At 71.8% G+C, this 17460-nt stretch carries 15 protein-coding genes; 10 read left to right on the forward strand and 5 right to left on the reverse strand.

The window, feature by feature from the left end:
• Positions 1-246 precede the first annotated feature (246 nt).
• Positions 247-1302 (forward strand): LacI family DNA-binding transcriptional regulator, encoded by a 1056-nt coding sequence (locus ACIF6L_RS13260; RefSeq protein ID WP_396489471.1) that lies wholly within the window; start codon positions 247-249, stop codon positions 1300-1302.
• A 14-nt stretch (positions 1303-1316) separates the two neighbouring features.
• On the opposite strand, the gene ACIF6L_RS13265 is transcribed toward ACIF6L_RS13260, so the two are convergent.
• Positions 1317-2345 (reverse strand): LacI family DNA-binding transcriptional regulator, encoded by a 1029-nt coding sequence (locus ACIF6L_RS13265; RefSeq protein ID WP_396489131.1) that lies wholly within the window; start codon positions 2343-2345, stop codon positions 1317-1319.
• Positions 2346-2578: 233 nt separating this feature from the next.
• Entirely contained in the window at positions 2579-3580 is a 1002-nt protein-coding gene (locus ACIF6L_RS13270; protein ID WP_396489129.1) for an ROK family protein, read from the reverse strand.
• Positions 3581-3928: 348 nt separating this feature from the next.
• Between ACIF6L_RS13270 and ACIF6L_RS13275 the strand changes: the two genes are divergently transcribed.
• The 8 genes from ACIF6L_RS13275 to ACIF6L_RS13310 all read left to right on the forward strand — a co-directional run bounded on the left by ACIF6L_RS13275 (position 3929) and on the right by ACIF6L_RS13310 (position 13159).
• Positions 3929-5236 (forward strand): extracellular solute-binding protein, encoded by a 1308-nt coding sequence (locus tag ACIF6L_RS13275; RefSeq protein WP_329485306.1) that lies wholly within the window; start codon positions 3929-3931, stop codon positions 5234-5236.
• A 97-nt stretch (positions 5237-5333) separates the two neighbouring features.
• Positions 5334-6332 (forward strand): carbohydrate ABC transporter permease, encoded by a 999-nt coding sequence (locus tag ACIF6L_RS13280; protein WP_396489127.1) that lies wholly within the window; start codon positions 5334-5336, stop codon positions 6330-6332.
• On the forward strand, positions 6329-7210 hold the full coding sequence (locus ACIF6L_RS13285) for a carbohydrate ABC transporter permease (protein ID WP_396489125.1): 882 nt from the start codon (positions 6329-6331) through the stop codon (positions 7208-7210). The genes ACIF6L_RS13280 and ACIF6L_RS13285 overlap by 4 nt, the downstream gene beginning before the upstream one ends.
• A 157-nt stretch (positions 7211-7367) precedes the next feature.
• Positions 7368-8396: a LacI family DNA-binding transcriptional regulator gene (locus ACIF6L_RS13290; RefSeq protein ID WP_396489123.1), complete on the forward strand. Its 1029-nt coding sequence runs from the start codon at positions 7368-7370 to the stop codon at positions 8394-8396.
• A 94-nt stretch (positions 8397-8490) separates the two neighbouring features.
• Positions 8491-9684 carry a mannose-6-phosphate isomerase, class I gene (gene manA / locus ACIF6L_RS13295; RefSeq protein ID WP_396489121.1) on the forward strand — a complete coding sequence of 398 codons (1194 nt, stop codon included), beginning with the start codon at positions 8491-8493 and terminating at the stop codon, positions 9682-9684.
• Between the two features lie 56 nt (positions 9685-9740).
• Positions 9741-11048: a cellulase family glycosylhydrolase gene (locus ACIF6L_RS13300; protein WP_396489119.1), complete on the forward strand. Its 1308-nt coding sequence runs from the start codon at positions 9741-9743 to the stop codon at positions 11046-11048.
• Positions 11049-11114: 66 nt separating this feature from the next.
• On the forward strand, positions 11115-11729 hold the full coding sequence (locus tag ACIF6L_RS13305; RefSeq protein WP_396489117.1) for an SGNH/GDSL hydrolase family protein: 615 nt from the start codon (positions 11115-11117) through the stop codon (positions 11727-11729).
• 119 nt (positions 11730-11848) lie between these two features.
• Entirely contained in the window at positions 11849-13159 is a 1311-nt protein-coding gene (locus ACIF6L_RS13310) for a cellulase family glycosylhydrolase (RefSeq protein WP_359806619.1), read from the forward strand.
• Between the two features lie 100 nt (positions 13160-13259).
• Here ACIF6L_RS13310 and ACIF6L_RS13315 read toward each other — a convergent pair whose 3' ends face one another.
• The 3 genes from ACIF6L_RS13315 to ACIF6L_RS13325 all read right to left on the reverse strand — a co-directional run bounded on the left by ACIF6L_RS13315 (position 13260) and on the right by ACIF6L_RS13325 (position 16050).
• Positions 13260-13658, reverse strand: coding sequence for a DUF2267 domain-containing protein (locus tag ACIF6L_RS13315; RefSeq protein WP_329485298.1), 399 nt, complete (start codon positions 13656-13658; stop codon positions 13260-13262).
• Positions 13659-13820: 162 nt separating this feature from the next.
• Complete coding sequence (locus ACIF6L_RS13320; protein WP_359835810.1) at positions 13821-14255, reverse strand: Hsp20/alpha crystallin family protein; 435 nt, start codon at positions 14253-14255, stop codon at positions 13821-13823.
• Positions 14256-14388: 133 nt separating this feature from the next.
• Entirely contained in the window at positions 14389-16050 is a 1662-nt protein-coding gene (locus ACIF6L_RS13325; RefSeq protein ID WP_396489114.1) for a glycoside hydrolase family 13 protein, read from the reverse strand.
• Positions 16051-16226: 176 nt separating this feature from the next.
• Between ACIF6L_RS13325 and ACIF6L_RS13330 the strand changes: the two genes are divergently transcribed.
• Positions 16227-17447, forward strand: a complete 1221-nt coding sequence (locus ACIF6L_RS13330) for a sedoheptulose 7-phosphate cyclase (RefSeq protein WP_396489113.1) — start codon at positions 16227-16229, stop codon at positions 17445-17447.
• The last annotated feature ends 13 nt before the right edge of the window (positions 17448-17460 follow it).

A 17460-nucleotide genomic window follows, 5' to 3' on the forward strand; every position in this document is an offset into this window, starting at 1 on the left:
ACCGCGGGGGCGCGACCGGAGTCGGCGGCGGTCGCGCCGAGGCGGCCGCCGGTGCGTCCGGCTACGGCGCCCGTCGAGTTAACCGCTTCACTCCGAGGGGCGCCATCGTGGTCATCGCTCGCTTTCACCCGCTGGTTAACCGGTTGCCCCGAGCATGCCGGGGCGGCTTCTGCGGACGGCCGGGCCCGTAGTAGCTTGGGGGCGCAAGGTCTGCCCCAGCCGTTCAGAAGGGTCCTCGTGGATCAGGTGTCCCCGCAGCAGCGTCCGGCCGGGCGACGGCCGACGATCGCCGACATCGCCAAGATCGTCGGCGTCTCGAAGGTCTCCGTCTCGAACGCGCTCAACGGCCAGCCGGGCGTCTCGGAGGCGACCCGGGCCCGGATCGCGGAGGTCGCCGAGGAGATCGGGTTCGTGCGCAACAGCGCCGCCCGGGCGCTGAGCGGGGCGAAGTCATCGGCGGTGGGTCTGGCGCTGGCGCGGCCGGCCCGGATGCTGGGGACCGAGCCGTTCTTCATGGAGCTGATCGGTGGGATCGAGAACGTCCTGTCCGACGCCTCCTATTCGCTGGCGCTCCAGGTGGTCTCCGACCACGAACGCGGTCTGGAGGCGTACCGGCGCTGGTGGGGCGAGCGGCAGATCGACGGTGCGATTCTGGTGGACCTGCGGGAGGACGACGCGCGGGTGCCGGCCCTGGAGGAGCTCGGCCTGCCGACGGTCGTCATCGGTCACCCGTCCGGCTCGGGCGGCCTGACCCCGGTGTGGTCCGACGACGCCGCGGCGATCCGCGAGACGCTGGAGTACCTCGCGGTGCTGGGCCATCACCGGGTCGGCCGGGTCGCCGGGCTCACCGGCCTGGTGCACACCTCACTGCGTGACGTGGCCTTCACCACCGTGTGCCAGGAGTTGGGGCTGGAGGCCGCGCCGGTCGTCCACACCGACTACACCGGCGTGGAGGGTGCGCGGGCGACGCGGCGTCTGCTGCTCACCCCCGACCGGCCCACCGCGATCCTGTACGACAACGACATCATGGCCGTGGCCGGCCTGTCGGTCGCCCAGGAGATCGGACTCCAGGTGCCCGGGGACCTGTCGATCGTCGCCTGGGACGACTCCCCACTCGTCCAGGTGGTACGCCCCGCGCTGACCGCGTTGACCCGGGACATCCACGCCTACGGCGCGCACGCCGCCCGGACCCTGCTGGCGCTGATCTCGGGGCAGAAGAGCGGCGGTTACGAAGACACCGCCCCGCAGCTGACACCCCGCGGAAGCACTGCCGCACCACCCCTCCCAGCGACCCGGCCCTGAGCACGGGGCAGGGCTCACGGCCGGCGCGGCGGCGGGCCGGTGGTACCGCGCGGGACCAGGACGGGCGTACCGGAAATGCGGGAATCGGCCCGCCCGGTGTCCAGCAGTTCGAGCAGGCACCGCGCGATCTCGGAGCCGAACGCGAACGGGTCGTGACTGAGGGCGGACAGTCCGGGTCTGGTGATCTGGCACAGGTCGGAGTCGTCCCAGGCGACGAGCGACACGTCCTCGGGGACCCGCAGGCCCAACTCGGCGGCGACGGCCAGGCCGGCCACGGCCATGATGTCGTTGTCGTAGACGATCGCGGTCGGCGGCCGATCGGAGGCGAGCAGTTCCCGGGTGGCTCTGGCGCCCTGGTGCGCGGACAGGTCGGTGGGGACGTGGCGGTGGTCCTGGAGAGACAGTTCGACAGCGACGTCCTCGAACGCCCGCGAGCGGACCAGCGCGCTGCCGAGCCTGGCCGGGCCCGTGATGTGCGCGATCCGGCGGTGTCCCAGGACGGCGAGGTAGCGCACGGCCTCCGTGATCGCCGCCGCTTCGTCCATCCAGACCGCCGGGAAGGGCCCGCTGTGGTCGGGGTGGGTGACGGCGACCACCGGCATGCCCAGACGGTGGGTCGGCTCGATCCGGGGGTCGTCCGCGGTCACCCCGGTCAGCACCGCTCCGTTGACCTGGCCGGACTGCCACCACTGCTTGTAGAGGGCGATCTCCATCTCCCTGCTGGCGGTGAGGCGGAGCAGCAGGGAGCAGGGGCGTTCCGACAGGACGTTCTCGATGCCGCCGATGAGCGCCATGTGGAGGGCGTCGAGACCCTCGGCCACGGCTTCGCGGCTGATCGCCATGCCGATGGTGTGCACCCGGGGACCGCGGGCCAGTGAACGGGCGGCGAGATTGGGGGACCAGCCGAGTTCGCGGGCGGCTTCGGTGATGCGGCGGCGGGTCTCCTGCGAGACGCCGGGCCGGTCGTTGAGGGCGAGCGAGACGGCGCCGGCGGAGACCCCGGCGCGGGCGGCGACGTCTCGGATCGTCACCCGGTGCTGCATGCTGTTCCCCTCCGACGGCTGGTGGCCCGGCGACGCGCGTGCACGCGTTCCCGGTACATCCTGTCAGGTCGGCCGGCCGGCGGACCGCCGCGTGCCCGCGGCTCATCTCGCGGGCGGCGGGGCCTTCTCCGCCGATCCCCGGGCGGTCGGCCGGGTGGGGATCCGGGTTCGGAGGGCAGGGCCGGCGCGGGTCGGCGCCGTCGTCCGGCGGGTCGGCGGGAAGGCCAAGGGCGTCAGCGGTGGGCGGGCAGGGCCGGGAGGGCGAGGGCGGCGGCGCCGACCAGGCCGGCGTCGGTGCCCAGGTGCGCGGGCACCAGGCTCAGTCCGCGGGCGAAGGGCAGGGTGGCGTACGAGGCGAGGTGGCGGGTGAGCGGGTCGAAGAGGACGGAGCCGGCCCTGGCCACGCCGCCGCCGATCACCGCGGCCTCGATCTCGACGAGGGTGGCGGTGGCGGCGATCCCGGCAGCCAGCGCCAGGGCGGCGCGGTCGTAGGCGGTCAGGGCGAGCGGGTCGCCGGCCCGGGCGGCGACGGCGACCGCGCCTGCGGTGGCGACGCCGTCCGGGCCTGGCCGCCAGCCGAGTTCTGCGGCGGTGCGGGCGATGGCGGTGCCGGAGGCCAGTCCTTCGAGGCAGCCGCGGGAGCCGCAGGGGCAGGGGCGGCCCCGGTAGTCGATGCTGATGTGGCCGAGGTGCCCGGCGTTGCCGGTGGCGCCGGTGTGCAGGCGACCGTCGAGCACCAGCCCGGCGCCCACGCCGGTGGAGACCACCAGGCACAGTGCGTTGCGGAAGGGGCGGGCGGCGCCGCGCCAGTGTTCGGCCGCGGTCATGGCGACGGCGTCGCCGCCGAGTACGACCGGAAGGCCGCGGACGGCGGGGTGCTCGGCGGCCTCGGAGCGCAGCGGGAAACCGCGCCAGCCGGGCAGGTTGACCGGGCTGACGGTGCCGGCGGCGATGTCGACGGGGCCGGCGCTGCCGATGCCGAGGGCCCGGACGTGCTGCCAGGCGGGGAGGCGGGCGAGGTCGTCGAGGACGTGGTCGACGGCGGCCATCAGCTCGTGCCGGTCACCGTCGGCGGGGGTGGGCACCTGGAGCTGGTGGAGCAGTGTGCCGTCGGTGTCGACCAGGCCGCCCGCGATCTTGGTGCCACCGATGTCGACAGCCGCGATCAGCGGTCCCGCGAGGGCGCCGCCCGGGGCCGGCCCAGCAGGTCCGGGTGTCGTTGCGGGAGCGGCCATGTTGTAACTCATTGTAACTTCTCCGCATGTGTGACAGGGGGGCGCCGCAGTGCTGGACGGGGCGCCGCCGGGGCGATCCCGGTGATTCTGATCCACCGCGACAACGTTGTCCAGCGCCCACCGGTCGCGATCGGGCAGCAAGGACGATTCGATATCTTGTTAGGCAATGTTTTAGTAAAGAGCACCTTGATTGGACCCAGAGCTGGTGGATATCAATGTTGACCGCTCTATGGACATGACGGCGAAGTGACGTCTACGTTAAGCGTCCAGCAGCCAGGGAGACCGGCCAGGCCTGCTGGGTGTTGCCTCCCCCGTGTCACAAGACGATCAGCACGAAGGATGAGCGAGATGCGAAGAGGATGGGTGGCCGTCGCGGCCGCGACCACGGTGGTGCTCACGGCGTGTAGCAGCAACGGCGGCGACGGCGCTTCCTCGGTCCCGACGGTCAACGCCGACCCGGCCAAGGTGTCGGGCTCGATCACGGTCCTGACGAACCGCACGGACCAGCTCGGCGAGGGCATCCTGGACAAGTACGCCGCCGAGTTCAAGAAGGTCTACCCGAACGTCAAGGTGAAGTTCGAGGGGATGAAGGACTACGAGGGCGAAGTCAAGATCCGCATGAACACCGAGAACTACGGTGACGTGCTGCCGATCCCCTCGGACCTGTCGATCGCCCAGTTCCCCCACTTCTTCTCGCCGTTGGGCGAGGCCGCCGAGCTGTCGAAGCAGTACCAGTGGACCGACTACTCGACGGTGGCCGGCAAGGTCTACGGCATCGCCAACTACGGCACGGTGACCGGCTTCGTCTACAACAAGAAGGTCTGGGCGGACGCCGGCGTCACCGAGTGGCCGAAGACGCCGGAGGAGTTCGTCACCGCGTTGAAGGCCCTCAAGGCCAAGGGTGCCGCCACCCCGTACTACACCAACTACCACGACGGCTGGCCGCTGCGGCAGTGGACCGACGCGGTCAGCTCCCCGAGCTGCGACCCCGGGGCCAAGGACGCCATGGCCACCACACCGCTGCCGTGGACCGGCGGCAACGACATCTTCACCATCGACAGCCTGCTGTACTCGGTCGTCCACGAGAAGCTCTCCGAGGAGGACCCGACCACCACCAACTGGGACAACTCGAAGGTCCTGCTGGCCACCGGCAAGGTCGGGTCGATGTACCTCGGCTCCTGGTCCATCGCGCAGGTGCGCGATGCCGCCTCCAAGGCCGGCGCGAACCCGGACGACATCGGCTACATGCCCTTCCCCTCGACGACCGGCACTCCGTGCACCGTCCTGCAGCCGGACTACAAGTACGCGATCAACAAGCACTCGAAGAACCAGGAAGCGGCCCGGGCCTGGATCGACTGGTTCGTCAACAAGTCCGGTGCCGCTCAGAACGAGCAGGGCATCTCCTCCGTCAAGGGCACCGAACTCCCCAGCGCGCTCAAGCCCTTCATCGAGAAGGGCGTGCGGATGATCAGCCAGAACCAGGAGAAGCTGGCCGCGGTCAAGAAGATCGACAAGGGCGCGGAGATCAACCTGGACGCCCCGGACTACCGGCAGAAGCTGGTCGACATCGCCCGCGGCGCCGCCGCCGGCGACCAGAAGAGCTACTTCGCCGAGCTCAACAAGAAGTGGTCCGAGTCGCAGAAGACGGTCGGCTGACCCACGGGACCGAGCGGCGCGGCCCCGGCCCATCCGCTCTGACATCGGGGCCGGGCCGTGCCGCTCACCGGACGCCAGGACCTACGAAGGAACGAAGATGACTGCACTGCAGAGGGACCGGGGCACCGGAAAGCCCCCCGCGCGGACCACCCTCGCCGCCGCCCCGGCCGACCGGGGCCGCGTCGCCCGGCGCGAGGGTGTCCGGGACCGCGTCGCCCGGCGCGAGGGCGTCCGCAGGCACTGGTGGTTCACCCCGTGGCTCTACCTGCTGGTGCCGCTCGGGCTGCTGGTGACCTTCACCTACCTGCCGATCGGCGACATGATCGGCTACAGCTTCACCGACTGGGACGGCATCAGCCCGGAGAAGAACAACGTCGGGTTCGAGAACTACACCGACCTGTTCACCCGCCCCGAGCTGTTCAAGGTGTTCCTGGTCAGCGGCGTCTACCTGATCGCCGCGGTGGTGCAGATCTGCCTGGCGCTCTACTTCGCCACCGTGCTGAGCTTCGACACCAGGTTCCGGAACCTCTTCAAGGGCATCCTCTTCTTCCCGTACCTGATCAACGGCGTCGCGATCGGCTTCGTCTTCCTCTACTTCTTCCGGCCGCACGGCACCCTGGACTCCCTGCTCGCGCTCCTCGGTGTCCACGGCGAGCACCTCTGGATGGGTGACCCGGACCTGGTCAACACGTCGCTGGCCGGCGTGTCGGTGTGGCGCTACACCGGCCTGAACCTGGTGCTGTTCCTCGGCGCCATCCAGTCCATCCCGCCCCACCTCTACGAAGCGGCCGCGCTCGACGGCGCCAACCGCTGGCAGCAGTTCCGCCACATCATCGCGCCCAGCATCAAGCCCGTCATCAGTCTCAGCGCGATCCTCGCCGTCTCCGGCTCGCTGGCCGTCTTCGAGATCCCCTACATCATGACCGGCGGCGCCAACGGCTCGCAGACCTTCGTCATCCAGAGCATCAACATGGCCTTCAAGTTCGACAAGTACGGCCTCGCCTCGGCCAGCGCCGTCGTCCTGCTCGTCCTGATCCTGCTCGTCACCTGGATCCAGCGCCGCCTGGTGCCGGAGGAGAGGGTGGAACTGTCGTGACCACCGACCCCGTCACCCCCGCGCGGCACCCCCGCGCCGCGGGGAGGATCCACGCCCGGTCCGCCGCCGCCGGCGGCGCCAAGTACCTCTCCCTGGTCCTGGCCGGCGCCGTCGTGCTGATCCCGCTCGTCGTGATCATGTTCACCGCGCTGAAGACCCGTCAGGAGGCCCTCGACACAGGCCCGCTCGACCTGCCGGGCAACTGGCTCAACTTCGAGAACTTCCACATCGCCTTCACCCAGGGCAAGATGCTGCCCGCCTTCCTCAACACCACCTTCATCCTGCTGGTCTCGGTGACCGGCACGGTGGTCATCGGCTCGATGACCGCCTACGCCATCGACCGCTTCGACTTCCGGCTGAAGAAGCTCGTCATGGCGCTCTTCCTGCTGGCGAGCCTGGTGCCCAGCGTCACCACCCAAGTGGCGACCTTCCAGATCATCGACAACCTGGGCGCGTTCAACACTCGCTGGGCGCCGATCCTGCTCTACCTCGGCACCGACATCATCTCGATCTACATCTTCCTGCAGTTCATCCGCTCCATCCCGGTCTCCCTCGACGAAGCCGCCCGCCTCGACGGTGCCAACAGCTTCACGATCTACTGGCGGATCATCCTGCCGATGCTCAAGCCCGCCATCGCCACCGTGGTGATCGTCAAGGGCGTGACCGTCTACAACGACTTCTTCATCCCCTTCCTCTACATGCCCTCCAGCGACCTGGGCACCATCTCCACCTCACTGTTCCGCTTCCAGGGACCGTTCGGCGTCAACTGGGAGATCATCTCCGCCGGCACCATCCTGGTCATCCTGCCCACGCTGGTGGTCTTCCTCGTCCTCCAGCGTCTGATCTACGCCGGCTTCGCCGCCGGCTCCAGCAAGTGAACCGGCTCCCCAGGGCGACGGTCCGGCGGCACCGCACCCGCGCCGCGGTGCCGCCGGCCCGGAGCACTGCCCGGAACCTGGCCCGGAGCACTGCCCGGAACCCGGCCCGGCACCCCGCCCGGAACCCGGCCCGGAGCACTGCCAGGACGGCACGGCGATGAGCGTACGCGTCACCATTCGCGACGTCGCCGCCCGCGCGGGTGTCTCCGCCGGCGCCGTATCACTGGCCCTCAACGACAGGCCCGGGGTGTCCGCGCCCACCCGGCAGCGGATCCGGGCCGCCGCCGAAGAACTCGGCTGGGTACCCGACCGAGCCGCCCGCAGTTTGGCCCGGCGCGCCCCCGGCAGCGAGACCGTCGGACTGGTCCTCGCCCGCCCGGCCCACCAACTCGGCCTGGAACCCTTCTACATGGAGTTCATCTCCGGCATCGAGAGCGTCCTGGCGGAGCGCTCGGCGACCCTGCTGCTGCGCCTGGTGCGCGATCGCGAGCAGGAGATCGCCGTGCACCGCACCTGGTGGCGCGCCCGCCGCGTCGGCGGCGCCGTCCTGGTCGACCTCACCGGGGCCGACCCCCGTGTCCCGGCGGTAGCCGCGCTCGGCCTGCCCGCCGTGGCGGCCGGCCACCCGACGCTCGCCGGCGGGGCGCTGGCCGCCGTCTGGACCGACGACCGCGCCGCCGTCGAGGACGCTGTCCGCTACCTGGCGATGCTCGGCCACCGCCGGCTGGCCCGGGTCGGCGGCGACCCGGCACTCGGCCACACCGCCATTCGTACCCGGGCGCTGGAGGCCGTCGCCGAACAGCTCGGCCTGGAGCCGCCGCGCAGCCTGCCCACCGACTTCTCCGGCCGGGCCGGCGCCCGGGCCACCCGGATGCTGCTGGCCTCCGCCGACCGCCCCACCGCGATCATCTACGACAACGACATCATGGCCGTGGCCGGCATCGCCGTCGCCGCCGAACTCGGCCTCCGGGTACCCACCGACCTGTCGCTGATCGCCTGGGACGACTCCCAGCTGTGCCGGCTCACCCACCCCCCGCTGTCCGCGATGAGCCACGACGTCCACGGCTACGGAGCCCTTGTCGCCCGCACCCTGTTCGACGTCATCGAGCACCAGCGACCGCCCACCGGCCCGGCCTCCACCCCTGTCCTGGTGCCGCGCGGCAGCAGCGGGCCACCGGCCCGCTGACTCCCTCCCACAGACTCCCGACCCGTCCCCGACTCCTCGTGAGGGTGAGGAAGCCCGGGGACGGGTCGGGGCCCACGCACACCGGAGCACCGACATGACCGCCGACCTGCTCACCACTCCCATCCGCCACTACACCTGGGGGTCCACCACCGCGCTCGCCGGACTGACGGGCCGTCGGCCCACCGGCGTACCCGAGGCCGAGCTGTGGATGGGTGCCCACCCCGGCGCTCCCGCCCGGATCGACCGCGGCCACGGCAGCGAAGGCCTGGACACCGTCATCACCCGGGATCCGCAGCACGAGCTCGGCGGCCGGGTGGCCGGCCGCTTCGGACCCCGCCTGCCCTTCCTGCTGAAGCTCCTGGCCGCCGACCACGCCCTCTCCGTGCAGGTCCACCCGACGACCGCCCAGGCGACGGCCGGGTACGACGGGGAGCAGGCCGCCGGCATCCCGCTGGACGCCCCGCACCGGATCTACCGCGACCGCCATCACAAGCCCGAACTGATCTGCGCACTGAGCGACTTCGAGGCACTCTGCGGCTTCCGCGACCCGCGGGTCACCGCCGCGCTCTGGGAGCGGCTGGCACTGCCGGTACTGGACCCCTGGATCCGGCAGCTGCGTACCGCCCCCGCTGACCAGGCCCTGCGCACCGTGCTGACCGGCGCACTCGCCGAGGACCGGACCAGGGGAGAGCAGGCCGCCGCCGAACTCCCCTCCGCCCTGGCGGACCTGGCCTCCGGTGCCGACCCGGACGCGGCCACCTGGGCCGCCTACCGGGGCGCCGCCCTCGACCACCCCGGCGACCCGGGGATCCTCGCCGCGATGCTCCTCAACCACGTCCGGCTGGGCCCGGGCCAGGCCCTCTACCTGGACGCCGGTGTTCCGCACGCCTACCTGCACGGCCTCGGCGTCGAGATCATGGCCAACTCCGACAACGTGCTGCGCTGCGGCCTCACCCCCAAGCACGTCGACACCGCCGGGCTGGCCGCCGTGGTCGACTTCCGTCCCACCGCGCCGCAGCACGTCCCCGCCGTCCCCGTCGGGCCCGAAGAGCTCGAGTTCCTCACCCCCGCCGAGGAGTTCAGCCTCTCCCGGATCGAACTCGGAGCACCCCTGCGGATCGTGGACGACGGACCGCAGATCCTGCTCTGCGTCCGCGGCACCGCCCGGGTCGACGACGGGCCCGCCCTCGGACCCGGCCGGTCCGCCTACCTGCCCGCTGCCGGCGGACCCGTCCGGCTGGACGGTGACGCCACCCTGTTCCGCGCGAAGGTCCCGCGGGCCCGCTGACCGAACCCGCACGCCCCCAGGCACCATCCCACCCGCCACTTGTCCGGAGGAGACCCGTGAACGACCAGCCCCGCACCACCGCCCGCCGCACCCTGCTCGGCGCCGTCGCCCTCGGCGTCGCCGCCACCCCGCTGCTCGGCGGCGCCGCCTCCGCCACCACTGGCGCCGGCCAGGACGACGAGCAGCGGCAGGGCCGCGGCAGCGAGGACGGCGCAAGGCGCTCGTTCGTCACCGCCAGAAACGGTGAACTGCGCTTGAACGGCCGGAAGTTCCGCTTCGGCGGCACCAACTGCTACTACCTGCACCAGCAGTCCCACTACATGATCGACGCCGTGCTGAACGACGCCGCCGCGATGGGTCTGACCGTGATCCGCGCCTGGGCCTTCGCCGACGGCGACGGCCACTCCCACCGAGCCCTCCAGCCCAAGCCGTTCCAGTACGACGAGGCCGCCTTCGACAGCCTCGACTACGCCGTCCACAAGGCGGGTCGGCTCGGTCTCCGTCTGGTCCTCCCGCTGGTCAACAACTGGCCGGACTACGGCGGCATGCGCCAGTACGTCTCCTGGTTCCTCGACCTGCCCGACGACTCCTACGGCGACGGCACCCACCACGACCGCTTCTACACCGACGCCACCTGCAAGAAGGCCTACCGGGCCTGGGCCAAGCACGTCATCGGGCGCCGCAACCGCTACACCGGTCTGCGCTACGACGACGACCCCACCGTCATGGCCTGGGAGCTCGCCAACGAGCCGCGCTGCCGCAGTGACAAGTCCGGCGCCACTCTCCTCGGCTGGGCCCGCGAGATGAGCGACTACGTCAAGGCCCTGGCCCCCCGCCAGCTCCTCGCCGTCGGCGACGAGGGCTTCTACGGCGAGCCCGGCCACGCGGACTATCCCTACTCCGACTACGAGGGCAGCGACTGGCGCAAGCTCACCGCCCTGCCCGCCGTCGACTACGGGACCGTGCACGTCTACCCGCAGAACTGGGGGGAGACCAGCGGCTCCAAGCACGGCGCCAACGCCACCGAATGGGGCACCCGCTGGATCACCGACCATCTCGCCGACGGCCGCAAGCTCCGCAAACCCGTCGTCGTCGAGGAGTTCGGCCTGCAGATCGACCCGGCCCGCGACATCCCCGACGCCGCGACCCGCGACGCCGCCTATCGAGCCTGGACCGACGCCGCGCTCGCGAACGGCGCGGCCGGCGACCAGTTCTGGCTGCTCACCTCCCGCGTCGACGACGGCTCCTTCTACCCCGACCACGACGGCCACCGGGTGATGTGGAACAACGACCCGGCCAACCCCACCCGTGCCGGCGCGCAGCTCTTCGCAGCCCATGCGAAGGCGATGGCCGCGGCGGGCTGACCCACTGACCGCCCGCCGCCCGGTGACCGTCAGCCCGGGCGGCGGGCCCTCCGGGAGGAGTCCCGCATGCACCCCCGCACCACCGTCCTCTTCCAGGGCGACAGCATCACCGAGGCCGGCCGCGACCGCGGCTGCCCCGGAGACCTCGGCCACGGCTACGCCGCGCTGGCCGCCGCCGGGCTCCCCGGTACCCCGGTGGTGCTCAACCGGGGCGTGGGCGGCGACCGCCTCGCGGACCTGCGCGAGCGCTGGCCGGCCGACACCCTCGCCCACCGGCCCGCGCTGGTCTCCGTCCTGATCGGCGTCAACGACACCTGGCGCCGCCACGACCGGGGCCTGCCGAGCCCGGTCGACCGGTGGGAGCGGGACTACCACCGGCTGCTCGGAGACCTGTCCGGGCACTGCGCTCCCCGACTGGTGCTGATCGAGCCGTTCCTGGTGCCCGTGCGGGAGGAGCAGTGGGGCTGGCGGGCCGACCTCGACGCCCGGATCCAGGCCGTCCGCCGCCTCGCCGCCGCGCACGACGCGGGCCTGCTGGCCGCCGACGGCTTGCTCAACCAGGCCGCCCGGACGGCGGGCGATCCCGCCCTGATCGCGGCCGACGGCGTGCACCCCACCCCACTCGGCCACCGCCTGCTGGCCGACGCGTGGCTCGCCCTGGTGAGCGCCCCGAAGGCCTGACGCCCCATCACCGGCAGGCCGTTCGAGAACGACTGGAGGGCGATGACGGCGTCGACGCGTACCCGCGCGTTGGTCAAGGCCATCGACTCCAGGCCCCCACAAACGATGTAAGGAGAGCCATGGACAAGCCGCAGAGCCGCAGAGCGCTCACGACGGTCGGAGCAGCACTGGCGGCCGCCTTCGGGTTGCTGTTCGGGGTGTTCGGGTTCGGCCCGGGCGGTGCCCAGGCCGCCGGTACCGGCATCCACGTCAGTAACGGCCGCGTCTACGAGGCCAACGGGAGCCAGTTCGTGATGCGAGGGGTCAACCACGCGTACACCTGGTACCCCACCCGGACCACCGCCATCGCCGACATCGCGGCCAGGGGCGCCAACACCGTCCGCGTCGTGCTCAGCAACGGCGACCGCTGGACCCGCACCGGCTCCGCCCAGCTCGCCACCCTGATCGACCAGTGCAAGCGCGCCAAGGTGATCTGCGTGCTGGAGGTCCACGACGCCACCGGCTACGGCGAGGACGGCGCCGCCACCACGCTCGATCGGGCCGCCCAGTTCTGGGTGGACAACAAGAGCGTCCTCGCCGGCCAGGAGGCCTACGTCGTCGTCAACATCGCCAACGAACCCTGGGGCAACAGCGGTTACGCCGCCTGGACCGCCGCCACCAAGAGCGCGATCAGCAGGATCCGCGCCGCCGGCCTCCACCACGCCCTGATGGTCGACGGGCCGAACTGGGGCCAGGACTGGTCCCACACGATGCGCGACAACGCCGGCTCGGTCTTCCAGTCCGACCCCGACCGCAACACGATCTTCTCGATCCACATGTACGGCGTCTACGACACCGCCGCCGAGGTCCAGTCCTACCTCGGCGCCTACGTCAACGCCGGACTGCCCATCGTGGTCGGCGAGTTCGGCGCCAACCACAGCGACGGCAACCCCGACGAGGACGCCATCATGGCCACCGCCCAGTCCCTCTCGGTCGGCTACATCGGCTGGTCCTGGAGCGGCAACGGCGGCGGCGTCGAGTACCTCGACCTGGTCGACGGCTTCGACACGAACTCGCCGACCGCCTGGGGCAAGCGGTTCTTCGACGGAGCCAACGGCATCGCCGCCACCGCCCGCCCCGCCACGATCTACGACCGGCCCGGCCAATCGCCCTCGCCGTCCCCGCTGCCGACCAGGGCGCCGAACGGCTACCCGTACTGCGTGAGCGCCTCCTCCGACCCCGACGGTGACGGGTGGGGCTGGGAGAACAGCGCCTCGTGCGTGGTCCGCGGCGGCCGGGCCGACACCGGCAGTACCCCGTCTCCGCTGCCGACCAGGGCGCCGAACGGCTACCCGTACTGCGTGAGCGCCTCCTCCGACCCCGACGGTGACGGGTGGGGCTGGGAGAACAGCGCCTCCTGCGTGGTCCGCGGCGGCCGCGCCGACCTCTGACCGGCCGCCGTTGGTCCGCGCACGGCGACTCCGGGCGGCAGGTCGAGCTTCCGGAACGGGCGCCCGGCCGGGGCCGGGACGCCTGGGCGCGCGGGGCCGTTCAGGCGGCGATCGTCAGGTCCGCGCGGCCGAACAGCAGTGCGTAGCCGCGGGGCAGGTGGGTGAGGAGGCGGTCGGTGAGCCGGTCGTCGGCGAGGTCGCCGAGGGCGGCCAGGACGGAGGAGGTGTCCCAGCGGGCGGCGGTGAGGCTGGTGCCCAGGTTGCGGGCGACGGCTTCGACGAAGGCGGGGGCGGTGACCGGTTCGGGAAGGGGGATCTGGGCGGCGAAGAGGGCGCGGGCCCGCTCGGGAAGCGCCGCGGCGAGGTCGCAGCGTTCCTCGCCGGTGAGCTGGGAGCCGAGGACGGTGAGGACCGCGGTGAGGACGCGCTCGGCTTCCTCGTCGGTGGTGTAGCGGCCCAGGGCGCGGACCTGCTGGATCAGGTGGCGGTGCCGGGTCATGACGGTGGCCTTCCGGGGGAGAGGGGCCCGCGCGGTGCGGGACGTGTCATCAGGAGCGGTGCCGTGGTGCGGGGCGGCCGAGGAGGAGGTCGTAGCGAGGTCTTCCGGGCCGCCCCGCGGGGGGAGGGGCGGGGCGGCCCGGAACGGCTCCGGGGGTGCGGGTCAGGCCTGGATCTGCTTCGGGGTGCCGCTGTGGCCGATGGCGATCTTGCGGGGCTTGGCCTTCTCGGCGACCGGGATCCTCAGGGTCAGCACGCCCGCGTCGTAGTCGGCGCTGATCCCGGCCGGATCGAGGGTGTCCGAGAGCATCACCTGGCGGGAGAAGATCCCGAGCGGGCGCTCGGACAGCTCCCACTTCACGTCGTCGCCCTCGGGGCGGGGACGGCGCTCGGCCTTGACGGTGAGCATGTTCCGCTCGACGTCGATGTCGATCGCGTCCGGGCTCACACCCGGCAGGTCGAAGCACATCACGTACTCGTCGCCGGTGCGGTAGGCGTCCAGCGGCATCGGGGTCGGACGCGACCAGGTGCCGGTCGTGTTCAGGAACTGCTGGGTCAGACGGTCCAGTTCGCGGAACGGGTCGGTGCGCATCAGCATCGCGAAACACCTCCAGAAGGATCAGGGGGCCAGTGCGCTTCACCTGACACCTTTGTAGCGCGTCATCCATCCGATGACAAGCTCTGGCGTCGCCGATAGAGTGACGGCAGCGGGAAGCCCCCGGGGATGCTCGTCAGCCGGCCAGCCACCAGCCGGTGCTGTCGGCTGCCAGCAGCACCTCGCCGGGGTGCTCGGCGGGCTGCGGTTCGGCCGAGGAGAGCAGCAGGGCGCCGAGTCCGCCGTCGGTGACGCGGACCGGTGCGCCGGTGGTGTTGACGGCGCAGACCACGGCGCCCTGGTCGCTGTCGCGCCGGAACGCGAGCACCCCGGGTGCCAGGTCCAGCCATTCGACGGACCGGCCGGCGCCGAGCGCGGGATGGGTCCGGCGCAGGCGCAGCGCGCTGCGGTACAGCTCCAGGACGGATCGCGGATCGCCGGTCTGCGCCTCGACGCTGAGGTCGGCCCACTCGGGGGGCTGCGGCAGCCAGGAGGGGCCGCCGGGCACGGGGCCGAAGCCGTACGGGGCCCGGGTGCCGGACCAGGGGAGCGGGACCCGGCAGCCGTCGCGCATGCCGTGGCCGCCATCGGCGCGGTGGAACGCCGGATCCCGGCGGACCTCGTCGGGGATGTCGGTGACCTCGGGGAGGCCCAGCTCCTCACCCTGGTAGAGGTACGCGGAGCCGGGGAGCGCGAGCATCAGCAGCGCGGCGGCCCGGGCCCGGCGCAGGCCGCGTACCGGGTCGCCCTGCGCGTACCGGGTGGCGTGCCGGATGACGTCGTGGTTCGAGAGCGTCCAGGTGGTGGGGGCGTCGACGGTGCCCATGGCGGCCAAGGACGTCGTGATCAGTTCGCGCAGCCGGACGTCGTCCCAGGGCGCGTTCATGAACTTGAAGTTGAAGGCCTGGTGGAGCTCGCCGGGGCGGACGTAGCGGGCGGTGCGGTCCAGTGTCCGGGTCCAGGCCTCCGCCACCGCGATCCGCTGGCCCGGGTACTCCTCCAGCAGGCCGCGCCACGACCGGTAGATCTCGTGGACGCCGTCCTGGTCGAAGTACGGTACCGACGTTTCGCCGAGGAGGCCGAGCTGTTCGTAGCGCCCGAGGTCGGGCAGGCCCGGGGCCTTGACCAGGCCGTGCGCGACGTCGACCCGGAATCCGTCCACGCCGAGGTCCAGCCAGAACCGCAGGATGGACCGGAACTCGTCCTGGACGGCGGTGGAGTCCCAGTTGAGGTCGGGCTGTTGGGCGGCGAAGAGGTGCAGGTACCACTCGCCCGGGGTGCCGTCGGGTTCGGTGGTCCTCGTCCAGGCGGGGCCGCCGAACAGGGAGATCCAGTCGTTCGGCGGCTCCTCGCCGCCGGGGCCGCGGCCGGGGCGGAAGTGGAACCGGGACCGCAGCGGGGAGCCGGCGCCCTCGCGCAGTGCCCGCAGGAACCACGGGTGCTGGTCCGAGCAGTGGTTGGGGACCACGTCGACGATCACCCGCAGGCCGAGGGCGTGCGCGTCGGTGATCAGCGCGTCGGCGTCGCCGACCGTGCCGTACACCGGGTCGACGGCACGGTAGTCCGCCACGTCGTAGCCGCCGTCGGCCTGCGGTGAGGTGTAGAACGGCGAGATCCAGAGCGCGTCGACACCCAGCTCCCGCAGGTGGCCCAGACGGTCGCGGATTCCGTTCAGGTCGCCGCAGCCGTCGCCGTCGCTGTCGGCGAAGCTGCGCGGATAGACCTGGTAGATGACGGCGTCCTCCCACCAGTCCGAACGTGTGCGTGCGGGGGCCGGCGCCGTCATGGGTGCGGTCATCTGAGGACTCCTCGGGTGGCGGAGCCTCGATGCTCGCACCGGCCCCAAGCCTCTGCAAGCGATTGCTGCAAGTTTCTGAAGATCCTTGCCATATCTGGCTATCAACTGTTTAACTCTGGCCCGTTACCGCAGTTGACGACACGTCCGGTCAGGGACCGGCCGATCCGAGGAGTGTTGTGGCGGAGCAGACAGCATGGGCCGGGCACGGCGTGCGGGCCGACGACGGGGGCTTCGCGCTCCGTGCACCGGAGGGGACTTCGTACCGCGTCGACCTCACCGACGGCGTGTTCGCACCGGGGAACCCGCTGCTGGCCGAGTACTGCGAAGGGCGCCGGGTGATCGCCTTCCTCGGCCCGTCCGTGGACCGGCTCTACGGCGAACAGCTACGCCGCTACCTGGCCGAGCGTCTGGCGCCGGGCAGTTGGAGCGTGGTGGTGATCGGCGGCGGCGAGGCACAGAAGACCATGGACTCCGTCGAGCGGATCTGCGCGGAGGCCAAGGCCGCCGGGCTGGACCGGCGCGGCGTGATGATCGCCGTCGGCGGCGGCGTCACCTGCGACACGGTGGGCTTCGCGGCGGCCGTCTACTGCCGGGGCGTGCGCTACATCAAGGTCAACACCACCCTGGTGGGCCAGGTCGACGTCGGCGTCGGCGTCAAGACCGGGGTCAACGCCCTCGGCACCAAGAACATGCTCGGGTCGTACCACCCGGCGCACGCGTCGATCAACGATCCGGCCTTCCTCCGGACCTTGCCCGCGCGCCAGATCCGTTGCGGGCTGGGGGAGATCGCCAAGATGGCGATCATCAAGGACGCGCAGCTGTTCCGCGCCCTGGAGGAGTGCCCGGAGGTCTTCCGGCAGCCCTGCCCGCCCCCCTCGTGGCTGGCCGCCGACGGTGGGCGCGGCGTCGAGGACTACGTACTGCGCACCTCCATGGCGCTGATGATGGAGGAGCTCTGCCCGAACCTCCGCGAGCACGACCTGGCGCGGCTGGTCGACTTCGGGCACACCTTCGGGCCGGTGATCGAGACGGCCAGCGACTACCGGATCGCCCACGGCGAGTCGGTGGCCGTCGACATGGCGATCTCCAGCGAACTCGCCCGCGTGCTCGGCGTGATCGGCGCCGAGGACTGCGAGCGGATCGTCCGCCTGATCTCCCGCCTCGGCCTTCCGGTGTACGACCCGCAGACCTGCACGCCCGAGCTGATGCAGCGGGCCCTGAGAGCGTCCTGGGAGCGGCGCGGGCGCCGGCTGCACCTGGTGGTGCCCGACGGCATCGGCTCCGCGGTCTTCGTCGACGACCTGGAGGACATCCCGGCCGCCGCGCTGGAGGAGGCGCTGGACGCCCTGGCCGTCCGCCCGGGAACCCTCCCCGGTCCGCTCGCCGTCGCGCACTGAACCCGGCCCGCCG

This window comes from Kitasatospora sp. NPDC086009 (assembly GCF_044540385.1).
In the GTDB taxonomy this organism is placed as follows: domain Bacteria; phylum Actinomycetota; class Actinomycetes; order Streptomycetales; family Streptomycetaceae; genus Kitasatospora.